Genomic DNA, 12,329 nt, shown 5'->3' with positions numbered 1-12,329 from the left:
GAAACGCGCCTCTCACGGCCATCAACACTATGATTTATATGCGGAATATCACGAGCAGGACAGCGAAATCAGAGTGTTACTTGGGAAATGCGGGTCAAGGCGTTTCAATGCCTGCAGGGCAATCGGGTAGTCGATCCAGCAGGACGACCAGATCCGATGCAATCTCTCCCGCGGCTCCGGGCCGAACAGCTCGAATGATGTCAGTTCGCTTCTTGCGGGCTCAGTCATGACCAATCCTCCCAACGGCCTTCAAGGTCGGCATCGCCGATGTCGAATTTACCTTCGTCTTCTTCGATGGCCTCGGAGTTATCGACGACGAGCGAAAGGCCCGGCCGTTGATCTGACGTTTCTCGTGCATGGACTTTCTTCCTCTGTTTAGCTCGTCGGGCTTTCTTGGTTTCGGTCGTGGCGCTCTCCGCGATGCGTCCCATCTCCTCGATCGCGGCGAAGATGGCGTCTTCGTCGATGACCTCCGCGTTTCGGTCTCTCAGGTATTTCTTGGCGGCCCGAAGCTCCCAAAGGGAGATCGAGGGATGCGTCTGGTCCCGGTAAGGAACCTCGAGATACTCCTTGAGTTCGGGATCGAGGAAATAGATGCGGCTGATGTCGCGGGGGTCCCGTCTGATGGTGAACTTCACGCTCCGTCCCCCTTGTTTCTCCCCGATCCAACCGAGGATGCTGGGGGCGCGGTATTTGACGCCGTCCCAAGCAATTCCTTCGCGTTGAACCGTGCGGGTTTCGAGCGGGAGGAAGTCGATGGCGAACCGCTCCGGATCGCTGATTGGCGCGTTGAGCCCGGTGCCTTTCCGCCGGCCGGTTCCTAGGACGCCTTCTCGCCACTTTTCAATCGGGCTCATGCCGATGCCTTTGTGGACGCGCTGGTGATAGACACCGACCACATAGGTGACGAACCAGGCGTGCAGTTCATCCAGCGTCATTGATGCCTGTTTCGCCGAGTTGTATTCACCCTTCTCCTGGATGTTGGAGAAGGTCGTACCTGGCAGGGCGTGGATTTCCTTGGCGATTGTCCCCATCAACCGTTCGACATGCCCGCCGAAGTGCGGCTGCCTTACCGGCCGCCAGGCGATGTTGATCCCATATTCGTCGCAGGATTTTTTGATCAGGTTGCTGTGAAAATCCTTGCCGTTGTCGGCATGGAGGGTCCGCATCAGACCCCATACCGGCCACTTGCCGTCGATCCCCAGCTTTTCAATCTCGGCGTCTTTGGGCAGCGCTGAATGACGGATGCACATTCCCACGGAGAATGAACTCGGCGCGTCGAGAGAGATGTAATACCCGGTGATCATTCGACTGAAGACGTCGATGGCGACGGTGAGCCACGGACGGCCGATCGGCAAACGGGTATCGTCATCGACCAGGATGATGTCCAGCTTCGTGTGGTCGATCTGAACGGTTTCCAGCGGGAAGTTCCCGTCCGGAAACTCACCCTTTACTGCGGCGAATTGGTCGCGGGCGGCCTTGGCGCCTTGACGGCGTTTGACCCGCTCGCTTTCTTTAACCGCCTTTATGCGAGCGCGGATCGTGTTCGGGTGCGGTGCTTTCAATCGGGCCGCCTTGCATCGGCGAACGACCTCGTCGATGGCTTTCTTCGCCGTCACCTTCTGTTTGGTGAGATAGACGTTCTCGATCACGTCCTGGATGATGGTCTCGACCTTTTTTGGCAAACGCCGCTTCCGTTTGCCCCGGCGGTTGGGTGCTAGATCGGATAGCAAACCCCTCGCCTGATAGTCAGCGCACCAGCGGCGCAGTGTCTTCTCGTTGACGCCGATTTCCTCGGCGCGGGCCTTGAAGGCTTCGCCTTTTCCGTGGGTAACATCGAGCAGCGGTTTGATCGCCTCGTATCGTTCTCGCGCCGTATCCAGGTCGCTCTCCGGTATGGCGTCCAGGACCCGGGGCTTGTCGATCACAGATGCTTCTTTGCTTTTGAGCTGTCCGACATTCGCTGATTTGATTTCGCCTGTATCGACGAACTGCACCATGACCTCGTCGAAGCTGGGCTGGGAAGTGATAACGGCGGCACGTCCAAGAAACTGGACTTCGCTGCCGACGTCGAAACTCAGCGGCGTGCTCATCGTTGATTGCCTTCATTCAAATGAATTTCGCTTGCCGGAGTTAGGGGATCGTCCATGCCCGCGGCGACCGTTCCTGTCGCGACCAAATGCCACAGAGCAAATAGCGTCTCCGCACGGTCATCTTCTTGGCGGCATGTCGCATCGAGAAGGCGGGTAACCGTCGTCCGACCTGTTTCACCTAGTGCGGTCAGTAAGCGGTCGCGCGCCCCTGCCGGCGGCTCCGCTTGCTGGTAGGGGACGAGGAATTTGGCGTTCTCCAACCGGGGAATGCGGATCTGCTGTTCCGTCCATACCTCGAACATCCAACCCCGCCTGCGGGCGAAATTCCTGGCGGCATTGAATTTGTCGTCGAGGTCGGCCGTCACGAACTTGGCAGGTTTGATCTCGGCGAGCATCGAGGTGCCGGAACGTCGATGAACCAGGAAGTCCGGTGTGTAGTGGCGATGATTGCCGGCACTGTCCTGGAACGCAATCCGGACGGGCTGCTCTTCGATGTCCGTGACATTGATATCGAAACGCATCAGCGAGATGAAATCCCGCTCGAGAGACGATTCAAATCCAACAGCATCTTTGCCGCGCCCGTATGCGTGGCGACCCGTCAGACTCCGGCTGCTGATGGGAATTTTTCTAACCGGCATCTCTCCTCCTAAATACTATATGTAGTGATTTTTCCGGGCTGCAATCCCCAACATGTATTTTTATACTAAGCCTCGCCTTTTGAGCGCCTCGCGTAATATCTGATCGACCCAGGGGCCGACGTTATGTCCTTCATGTATGGCGGCTGCGCGTGCGGCCGCGCGAACCTCGGGACTGACGCCGTCCAGTTTCCAATAGCGGTTCGTCCCGTAGGCGCAGTGGTCGCCGGCGGGAACGGCGAGTTCATCGATGTGCTTGGATTTGCAGCCGAGGACTTGGCTCAAGGCGCCGCGTGTCGGTAGCGTGTCTTGCCTTTGCAAGAATGCCCTCGCCGCCGCGACTTCGGATGGTGCCGGTTGATAGTTGCCGTCTTGAAGCTCGCTCGACGCTGGCGCCCATAATGCGAAGGGTACCTGCGCAGGGTTTTTCAGGAGCACACGCGACGTGATGCCGACACCTTTGCAAGCGGCGACGAACCGGAACGGCCAATCGCCGAGCAATGCGTAGGCTTGCTGAGTAAGGACATGGCGGCTGTGGGCCGGCAATCGTTCTATCTCTTTGATGCGCGGTATGGCAGATGGTGGTACGTCAGGCGTGCCGAGGTTTCGGCGTGTCCACTCACGTAGCGGGTAGGCAAACCGGCCTGTTGCCAGTAGGCGATAAACGATCCAGAGAATTCGGAAATAGGCGAGCGGATAGACGCGGCCGAACCCACCCAGCTCGCCCCAATCGCCTTGTGCAATGCGGACCAGCTCTTCTTGGGCGCGATGCGTATGGACCTCCGGCGGCTCCGCGCGCCGAAGATCGAAACCGCAATTCCAACAAAGACAAACTGATCCTAGGTGAGGTGATCCGTAGAGCGGTTGAATTGGCGCGGTGCATTCAGGGCATTTATCGATCAGCAGGCGGCTGTGATGGGGGCAGCTGGTGACGAATGCCAATCGGTGCACCGAGCGGAGGTGTGACACAGCGTCATCCTGTAGGCATGCGGGGCAGGCCTGTTGACCGAACGACTTCGACTTTTGATGCACGCCGGCGGCGGGCAGCCAAAGCAGCTTGTTGCGGCCGTCGTCTTCTCCATACAACCGGCCGGACCAGGCTTTCAGCGTCCGCTTGAGCAAGTCACCTCGCTCGATACCCGTGTGGGCCGATAAACCGGCGATCAGGTCTTCGCAGGCGAGCCTGTCCAGATCGGCTCGATGCATCCGTCCGCCGGGTAGTGCGATGCGATACAGCTCGCCAGGTTCCAGCCCGTTGGCCCAAGCCAGGCGCGAGAACCAAGACGAGAACGTCTCATCATCGACCGGTCGCGGTCGGAATGGCCAGGGGCCGTTCAATGTGGTTAAGCCGCAAACATGGGCGGCAGCCTTTGCCCAAGTCAGGACAATTTAAAGCGGCGGGTATTTAGTGATGCGAAGGTTCGTGTGCAAGGGAAATTTGGAACGGGCTTATCTGAAGAATCAGACGTCTGCTTTCTCGAATAGGAGTTATTGCGACGACTTTGGTGTGGTGTCCGCTTTTTGCCGGAAGTGGATGAAATCACCAGCAAGAGGATTAAGTTTTCGGCGGAACTGCCAATCTGGCGGATGCCGCTTCGGCGATCGGCTTCAGCGCGTCGTCGGGAAACGGATAGACGGAACTGACGTTGATCTCACATAGAACGAACGTGTCGGCGCCCGCCGCATCTTTCGGGCCGTAAAGAAAATCGGCATCCCAGATGATCGGGAGATCATGCGGTTGGAGGTCAAGGCGGCGGCACAGTTCGGGCAGCCAGTCCGTTTCCAGCATCGTCTTCAGCGGCTGAAAATCCGGTCGCGTCGGCGGGAAATAGAGGCGCTCGCCCGGGTCCGGCACCGCCGGATGCAGCGCGTTGATCAGTTGTTCGCCGAACCCCGCGACACGGTCGTGGACCATGTAACAGCGCACCATGCCGTCGGCCAGGCGCGCCTGATAGGGCTGGTCGATCATTCCGTCTCCGTCTTCGAAATAGGACGCGCAGATGGCATATAGCTCCTCGGGCGCCATTTCCTCCTCGGTGCTGCCCCGCTTGGCGTGGCGCACGTGGAGCCGGGAGGTTAGCGTAACGGTGGCGGCGGGATCTGCGGGCGCCACCCGCCAGACGCCATTGCCGCCGTTCCCGCGCACTCGTTTCAAGACGACCGCGCCGTGCCGGCTCAGGCGCTCCGGCAGTTCCGCCTGCATCTGTTCAAGGGAAGTGTAATGGCGCGTGTCGCAGCCCCAGGGCATGGAGCGGGTCTGATAGAGGATTGCCTTGGTGCCCATCTTTCGAATGACGTCGGGATGGGCGCTGACGAATACCCCCCGTTCGGCGATGTCCGACAATAATCCGTTAAGCAGCGCTCGATTTTGCTCTCCTTCAACCGGATTGACCCAGACCAAGACGCCGTCTACGCCCAGAAGTTGGTCGCGGGCATCGTCGATGAATTGATCCGCATAGGGTGCCGCTTCAACGTCCAAACCCGTCGCACGTAACGCCGCCGCAGTTTCAGCGAACCGCGTATCTTCCAGGACAACGTTCCGAGATCCCTCCGGGGCGGGAAACAGGATGGCGACGCGCTTCCGCATGTTCGGCTTTCCTCAAAGGTACGCGGCAACAGGTCATCAGAAACAGGCGAACTCGGCCTTCTGATAGGTCCAGCTGGCGTTCCGTCCACTGAGATTATCGAAGTTCACAAGTCCGGAATAGGCGGATTGGTCGTAGGACTTGACCGCCGAATCCAAGTCGACGCCGGCGCCCACCGCTTTGCACATGTAGTCCCATATGTTGGAGAGATAGCGGTAGGTCGGCCCCTCGAAAATGGCGAGTGGTCCGGGCCGGCCATGGCCCGGGACGAACAGATAGTCCTTGAACCGACGCAAGCCGTCGAAGGTATCGATCCATTCCTTCGGCTGACTGACATCCAGGACTGCCAGCAACCGTTCTCCATACAGAACGTCGCCGGCCAGAAGGACCTTGTCGGAGGGAACATCGGCGATCAGCGAGTTGGGCGTGTGGTTCCCACCTGCCGGCAGAATGCGCAAGGTGATTCCACCGCCGAGGTCGAGCGTCCGGGAGCTTGTTACTTTTTGTACAGGCGCTATTGGTGCGGGGACCGCACCGTCCTTGAGACCCAGGGCCTGAGCGCTGAACATGGCGAACATGCCACCCATGCCTTCCATGCGGGCCAGTTCCTCTGGCGTCGCCATGATCTCCGCGCCGATGGCATGGAACGCATCGTTGCCGAAATATCGATGCGGCTGCGAGTTGGAATTGATCGCGTAGCGGATCGGCAGCGCAGTCACGCGTTTGATATGAGCGATCATCTCATCGCCCATTTCCCGCGTGTAGCCCGTGTCGAACACGGCGACGGCATCCGTGCCGACGACGAAGGCGAGGTTCATGCGGTAGCCTTGGTTTTGCGTGTTGGGGCCGTCGAGGGGGCCGATCCAGGCATAGACGTTTTCCGAAACGCGTTCCGGGGGCGGCAGGATGTCAGCGGCCTGCGCCGATACAGCGCCGCTCGTTAGGATGGCAAGGACCGCCAGCGCAAAGCATTTGATAGACGCTGTATTCACACACTTCCTCCGCAACTCGATTGGTGCCCATTATTCGTTGTTGGCGTTCGGCTTCGTCTTGGGGGTTCCAGGTCAATCGTCCGCTGTAGAAGCAGCTGGAGTGGCTTCACTCTCCAATCGCCCGTCGCGTAGGCGGACGATGCGGTCGAAGCGATTGAACACCTTCTCGTCGTGCGTCACCACGATGATCGCTGCCTGACGCTCGCGTGCGACCCGGTGCAACAGGTCCATGACGATGGCGGCGCGTTCGGAATCCAGTGCCGCCGTGGGTTCGTCGGCCAGGATAATGCGAGGTTCGTTGGCCAGGGCCCTGGCAATTGCCACACGCTGCGCCTCGCCGCCGGAGAGATTCGCGGGCATGGCGTCGCGCCGCTTTCCGATATCCAGGTATTCCAGCAATTCCTCTGCTCGCCCTCGGGCCGTATCTCGTTCTGCGCCGATAAGATCGAGAACGACCGCGACGTTGTCTACGGCATTGAGGAAGGGCAGCAGATTATGCCACTGGAAAATGAAACCGATCTTGTCGAGGCGGAGGCGGCGCAGGTCTCCGCGCAGCCAACGGCCGTCATAGACCAAGTCGCCGTCGAGATGCATCGATCCGCTGCTTGGTTCCAGAATACAGCCGATCACGTTGAGCAGCGTACTTTTTCCTGATCCGCTCGGTCCGACGAGACCGATCAGTTCGCCGGGAGCGACGTTCAAATCGATCTCGCGGAGCGCGTCTACACGTGTGTCGCCTTCTCCGAAATGCTTCGACACTTGGTGGAGCTCGACAAGCGGTGGGACGGCTTGATCCATCGTCAGCCCGCCAGTGCCGTCGCGGGGTCGATCTTCAGGGCATACCGCACGCTGATCGTGCTTGCCAGCAAGCAGACCAAAACGACGATGCCTGCCAGGGCGAGCCCGTCGGGCAGCAACAGGACGACGCGCCGAGGGAAAAAATCGACGATGAGATTGACCATCGTGGCGCCAAACAGAAGGCCGACCAAACCCATCGCCAGAGCCTGCTGGATGATCATCCCGACGATGCGCCGGTCCGGGGCGCCGATCAGCTTAAGCGTCGCGATCTCGCGCCTTTTGTCCAGCGTCATCGTGTAGACGATGAGCGAAATGATCACCGTCGACACCAGCATCAGGATGACTGTGAACAGGCCGATCTGGCGGGCGGCCCGCTCGACCACGGAGCGCGTCAGGACATCTTCCTGTTCCGCCTCGGTCAATGCCGCCAGGTGCTTCCAACGCTTTACCGTTGTCGCGACCTCATCCGCCGGGACATTGGCGTGAACGCGTGCCACAACGGCGTTCACCGTGTCTGTGCTTCCCGTTCCGGTGCCGCGGGCAATTTCTCGGCGTGCCGCCGGCGGGGCGAGTTCGAACTGTAATTCCTGGGAGTCCAGCAAGGTAATGAAAGCGGCAGGATCGCCACCTGAACTGACCAAGTTTTCGGTCAGTCCGACAACGGTGAAGCTGTTGCGGCCGAGTTGTATGCGCTCGCCCAGACCAATGCCTGCACGGCGGTCCAAGACAAGTTCGTAGTGACTACGTGCTATGTTCCGGCCAGCGGCAATCGCCGCCGGTCCGCCGGGACGGCCGAGCTCATACCCGACCAAGTACAAACGAACCTTTTTCCCTGCGTGGAATCCCTCGACCGATTGGTAAGTGAGACTTCCGGCCGCCTCGACGCCATGCATTCGTGCCACGGCCTCGCGCGTGTCACCCGGAATCCGCGATGATGCTGCGAACGGTCCTCTAGATCCGGCTTCCACGACCCATAAGTCAGCGCCCGCGGCTCTGGCCATGGTCGCGCCTTCGACCACAATCCCGCGGTAGATGCCGACCATGGACTGCACAACGCCCAACAACAGTCCAAGCCCAATACAGGTCAGCAGAAAACGGCTGAAATTGTGCCATAGATCACGGGCGGCTAGGTTCATGGCGTGGCCGCCTTGGAAATCTGGGCTGCACGTCCCTCGCGGAATTTCGTTCTTGGATTGATCACCACTTCGGCGCCGGCTGGCAAGCCGTCGGTTAGCACTACCCGGCCATCGAGCAAGCGATGGCTAAAAGTGACCCGCTGGCGGCGCAGTGCGCCGTCAATCACGGTCCATACGATCCCGTGTACTCCATCGAACCGGTCGATGGCCGTCTCCGGCACCGGCATGGCGGTCTCGAGCCGTGTCACCGTGATGTAGACCTCGGCTTGTTCCCCCAGGAAGACGTTGGGGGGGCACTGGTCGCACTTCAGGTAGACGCGGCGTTCCTCGGTGACGCGATCGCTTTCGATTTCGATACGGTCGACATGCGCTGTGAATACTTGGCGCGGCAGAGACCGCAGGCGAACTTCCGCAGGCTGCCCGAGTTTCAGGTCGCCAGCCTGGGATTCGTCGACGAAGGCTCGGGTCCAAACAGAATTTGGGTCGATCAGCGAGAAGATGGCTTCACCCGGCGCGACAACGGCGCCCAATTCCATGCGCCTGCCTATTACCAGCGCGTCGTAGGGTGCCGACAGAACGTGGTTGCCAAGCACTGCGGTCTCGAGTTGAACCTGCGCTTCCGCGTCCTTGATGGCTGCTTCCGCAACGGTTGCGTCGCTCTGGGCGACGGCCAATTCGGCGGCGGCGACATCCGCGGCGGCACGAGCGTCCTCGGCAGCCTCCTTCGAGGTCGTGCCGCTGCCGACCAATGCCTGGCGCCGTTCCTTTATGCTGCGTTTCTGTACCAAGGTGGCTTCAGCACTTCGTACCCGAGCCAGGGCGCGCTCTAGATTGGCTTTGGCTTGGGCGAGTGCGGCTTCTGCTTTCGCAACACGAGCCTTCGCTTCCGCATCGGCGAGCCGGGCAAGAATGGTGCCGCGTTCGACCCGGTCGCCGTGATCTGCGTTGATTTCAACCAGAGCGCCGCCCGCTTCGAAACCGATGTGCGAGATGATCCGCGCTTCAACGGTCCCGAGGCCGAAGACCTGAACGGGGACGTCTTGCTCTATGGCGGCCACGGCAACGGTGAATGGACGGGAGCGGATATAGGCGGCCGTTGCCGCACCTATTGCGACCAGCGCGAGAACGACCAAACCTAATTTGAGAGCACGTTTCATGATGATTCCTGAATGGCTGCGGGTCTTGGCCCTTCGCGATTTACGCGCGTAGATATTCCACGATTGGTCGTAAGGCACATTGATCGACGTCAAGATCAGTCTCTTGATTATACGCTGCCCAACGTGATTCCGGCGACGACGATATAGCGGGCCGTTTTCGCGAAGGCGACGATTGCGAGAAAACTCCAGAACGGCTCCCGCAGCACGCCCGCCGCCAGGGTCAGCGGATCGCCGATGAACGGCATCCAGCTCAAGAGCAGGCTCCACCGTCCATATCGGTGATACCAGCCGACGGCCTTGTCCAACTGCTGCGGCTTGGCCGGGAACCATTTGCGGTCCCGGAAGTGTTCGACCCAGCGCCCGAGCGCCCAGTTGACGACGGCGCCGAGGGTGTTGCCAAGACTCGCCACGGCAATCAGCAGGCCGATGCTGTAATCGCCCGACAGGATCAAGCCGGCGAGGCCGATCTCCGATTGGGCGGGCAGGATCGTCGCCGCCAGGAAGGCGACCAGGAACAGCCCGCCGTAGGCCGCAAGGTCACCGGCCATGGGGCCACATGTAGTGCAGGTCGTCGATGACGTAGGCGTGGGCGTGGCGGTGATCGCCTCGGTGGTCGCCCTCGGCCAGATGCGGATGGCCGTCGGGCAGGTCGGGATGGTCGTGCTCGACGACTTCCCGGTCGGTCCTGGGCCACAACAGGGCCGCCCCGACGACGCCGGCGAAGGCGACACCGGCCAAGACCGAGGCGCTGACCGGCAGGCCGAACGCGGCACCCACCCATCCCGCCAGGGGATAGGTGATCAGCCAGCAGGCATGGGACAGGGCGAACTGCGCTGCGAACACCGCCGGGCGGTCCTCAGGATGCGTGGAGCGCCGGAGCAACCGTCCGGACGGCGTGAGGGCCAGGGAGTATCCGCCGCCGAGGACAAACCACAGGCCGAGCAAAAGTTCGAAGTCTCCTGCCATCGAGGCCAAGCCAGTGCCGGCGGCCAGGACCGCAACGCCGGTCAGCATCGCCAATCGGTCCGGCGCGCGGGCCAGCAGGCGCGGCAGGGCAAGTGCGACCAGCATGGACCCGCCGCCGAACGACGCCAGGGCCAGGGCCGTCTGCTGCTCCGTCAGCCCGAACCGGGACTGCACGAAAACGACAGTGTTGACGATCACGAAGGCACCGCCCGCGGCAACCGCGAGGTTGACCGCCATCAGCCCGCGCAGCCGGGGCGTGGCGAAGAAAATCCGCGTTCCCCGGAACAGGCGGTCGCGGAAGCTGCGGAGTTGAGCCGTCTTCGGCGACGGCAGGGAAACCGACAGGACGAAAAGCGCGGAAGCGACGAAACCCAAGGCCGTCCCGACGAAGAGATCGTGGAAGGTCATCACGGTAAGCAGCGCGCCCGCGATCGCCGGGCTGAGCAGGTTTTCCAGATCATAAGCCAGACGCGATAGGGACAGTGCCTTGGTGTACTCGCCTTCGTCCGGCAGGACGTCCGGAATGGTGGCCTGGAAGGTCGGGGTGAAGGCCGCCGAGGCCGCCTGCAGGAAAAAGATCAACAGGTAGATCTGCCAGGTCTGGGTCACGAAAGGCAGCATCAGTGCGATGCCCGTGCGCACGGCATCGAGCGACACCAGGAACGCCCGCCGGGGCAGCAGGCCCGCGAGCGCGCCCGCAATGGGCGACAGCCCCACATAGGCGGCCATCTTGATGAATAACGCCGTGCCCAGGACTGCACCCGCCTTGTCGCCCGCGATATTGAAAGCCAGCAGGGCCAGCGCAACCGTGCCCAGCCCGGTCCCAACAAGCGAGATCACCTGGGCGAGGAAAAGGTTGCGATAGGTTCTGTTGGCAAGGACGCCCAGCATGGCCGCGCCCGTTCGATCCGTAACTAGAGGTATTTGGCGATCGCCTTGAAATCGGCGATCTCCTGGCGCTGGTCGGCGTCCATGGGGCCGACGACGGTGTCCAGGCAGTGGTCCAGGTGGTCTTCGATCAGCGTGGTCTTTGCATTCGCCACTGCGCTCTCGACCGCATGAAGTTGTTGCGCAACGTCCAGGCACGGCCGCCCGGCCTCGATCATTTCAATGACCTTGCGAAGGTGGCCGTGCGCCCGTTTCAGGCGGTTGATCACAACCGGGTGACTTTGATGTCTGTGCGTTCCGTCCATGCTTGATCCTATCCCCCTGGATAGGTTATGGTCAAGCCAATGATGTACCGCTAACGATGCAAACCGCAGATAGGGCCACAATGATCAGAACACTCGCCGGGGCGGCCTTGGGCGCCCTTTTCCTTTGCCTCGCAAGCATTGATGCCGCGCAGGCCCACGCCGTCGCCCAGGGCGACAAGGGCTATATCCTCGAAGTCTCGGGTGTTTTGCTCCTGCCGTTTTCGTACCTGGGCGCCAAGCACATGGTGACGGGCTACGACCACATTCTGTTCCTGTTCGGGGTGATCTTCTTCCTCTACCGGATGAAGCACATCGCCATCTACGTCAGCCTGTTCGCGCTCGGCCATTCGACGACCATGCTGCTCGGCGTGCTGTTCGACTTCGGCATCAACAGCTACATCATCGACGCCATCATCGGTTTTTCCATCGTCTACAAGGCGCTCGACAACTTGGGCGCCTATCAGCGCTGGTTCGGCTTCCAGCCCAACACCAAATGGGCGACCCTGATCTTCGGGTTCTGCCATGGCTTCGGTCTGGCTTCGAAGATCATCGACTATGACATTGCCGAAGACGGCCTGATCCCCAATCTGTTGGCCTTCAACGTCGGCGTCGAACTGGGCCAGCTGACGGCGCTCGCTGCGATCCTCGTGCTGATGGGTTGGTGGCGGCGCACCGACAGCTTCATCCGCCGCGCCTATACGGTGAACGTCGCGATGATGAGCGCCGGGTTCATTCTCATCGGCTACCAGCTCACCGGTTACTTCGTTTCCTAAT

At 60.8% G+C, this 12,329-nt stretch carries 13 protein-coding genes; 1 reads left to right on the top strand and 12 read right to left on the bottom strand.

What is annotated here, in order from left to right; all coding sequences use genetic code 11:
• Nucleotides 1–48: 48 nt before the first annotated feature.
• From RJ527_04645 to RJ527_04590, 12 genes are all read right to left on the bottom strand, one after another.
• Entirely contained in the window at nucleotides 49–228 is a 180-nt protein-coding gene (locus RJ527_04645; protein ID WND77038.1) for a hypothetical protein, read from the bottom strand.
• Nucleotides 225–2,093, bottom strand: coding sequence for a Mu transposase C-terminal domain-containing protein (locus RJ527_04640; GenBank protein ID WND77037.1), 1,869 nt, complete (start codon nucleotides 2,091–2,093; stop codon nucleotides 225–227). The genes RJ527_04645 and RJ527_04640 overlap by 4 nt, the downstream gene beginning before the upstream one ends.
• Complete coding sequence (locus tag RJ527_04635) at nucleotides 2,090–2,731, bottom strand: TnsA endonuclease N-terminal domain-containing protein (GenBank protein ID WND77036.1); 642 nt, start codon at nucleotides 2,729–2,731, stop codon at nucleotides 2,090–2,092. The genes RJ527_04640 and RJ527_04635 overlap by 4 nt, the downstream gene beginning before the upstream one ends.
• 60 nt (nucleotides 2,732–2,791) lie before the next feature.
• A complete protein-coding gene (locus tag RJ527_04630; GenBank protein ID WND77035.1) occupies nucleotides 2,792–4,066 on the bottom strand; it encodes a TniQ family protein in 1,275 nt (424 codons plus the stop codon).
• 217 nt (nucleotides 4,067–4,283) lie between these two features.
• On the bottom strand, nucleotides 4,284–5,315 hold the full coding sequence (locus tag RJ527_04625) for a Cj0069 family protein (GenBank protein ID WND77034.1): 1,032 nt from the start codon (nucleotides 5,313–5,315) through the stop codon (nucleotides 4,284–4,286).
• Between the two features lie 36 nt (nucleotides 5,316–5,351).
• Complete coding sequence (locus RJ527_04620; protein WND77033.1) at nucleotides 5,352–6,305, bottom strand: MBL fold metallo-hydrolase; 954 nt, start codon at nucleotides 6,303–6,305, stop codon at nucleotides 5,352–5,354.
• Nucleotides 6,306–6,377: 72 nt separating this feature from the next.
• Entirely contained in the window at nucleotides 6,378–7,103 is a 726-nt protein-coding gene (locus tag RJ527_04615) for an ABC transporter ATP-binding protein (GenBank protein WND77032.1), read from the bottom strand.
• Nucleotides 7,104–7,105: 2 nt separating this feature from the next.
• Nucleotides 7,106–8,239 carry an ABC transporter permease gene (locus RJ527_04610; protein WND77031.1) on the bottom strand — a complete coding sequence of 378 codons (1,134 nt, stop codon included), beginning with the start codon at nucleotides 8,237–8,239 and terminating at the stop codon, nucleotides 7,106–7,108.
• On the bottom strand, nucleotides 8,236–9,489 hold the full coding sequence (locus RJ527_04605) for an efflux RND transporter periplasmic adaptor subunit (GenBank protein WND77030.1): 1,254 nt from the start codon (nucleotides 9,487–9,489) through the stop codon (nucleotides 8,236–8,238). Before RJ527_04605 ends, RJ527_04610 begins: the two co-directional genes overlap by 4 nt.
• A 14-nt stretch (nucleotides 9,490–9,503) precedes the next feature.
• Nucleotides 9,504–9,944: a YqaA family protein gene (locus RJ527_04600; protein WND77029.1), complete on the bottom strand. Its 441-nt coding sequence runs from the start codon at nucleotides 9,942–9,944 to the stop codon at nucleotides 9,504–9,506.
• Nucleotides 9,934–11,253 carry an MFS transporter gene (locus RJ527_04595; protein WND77028.1) on the bottom strand — a complete coding sequence of 440 codons (1,320 nt, stop codon included), beginning with the start codon at nucleotides 11,251–11,253 and terminating at the stop codon, nucleotides 9,934–9,936. Before RJ527_04595 ends, RJ527_04600 begins: the two co-directional genes overlap by 11 nt.
• Before the next feature lie 23 nt (nucleotides 11,254–11,276).
• Nucleotides 11,277–11,555, bottom strand: coding sequence for a metal-sensing transcriptional repressor (locus RJ527_04590; protein ID WND77027.1), 279 nt, complete (start codon nucleotides 11,553–11,555; stop codon nucleotides 11,277–11,279).
• An 80-nt stretch (nucleotides 11,556–11,635) separates the two neighbouring features.
• Between RJ527_04590 and RJ527_04585 the strand changes: the two genes are divergently transcribed.
• On the top strand, nucleotides 11,636–12,328 hold the full coding sequence (locus RJ527_04585) for a HupE/UreJ family protein (protein ID WND77026.1): 693 nt from the start codon (nucleotides 11,636–11,638) through the stop codon (nucleotides 12,326–12,328).
• Nucleotide 12,329: the final 1 nt, after the last annotated feature.

The sequence above is a fragment of the Thalassospiraceae bacterium LMO-SO8 genome (assembly GCA_031655335.1).
In the GTDB taxonomy this organism is placed as follows: Bacteria; Pseudomonadota; Alphaproteobacteria; order Rhodospirillales; family Casp-alpha2; genus UBA1479.
The sequence above is the reverse complement of the archived record's forward strand: the minus strand, read 5'-3'. Positions and strand labels throughout refer to the sequence as shown.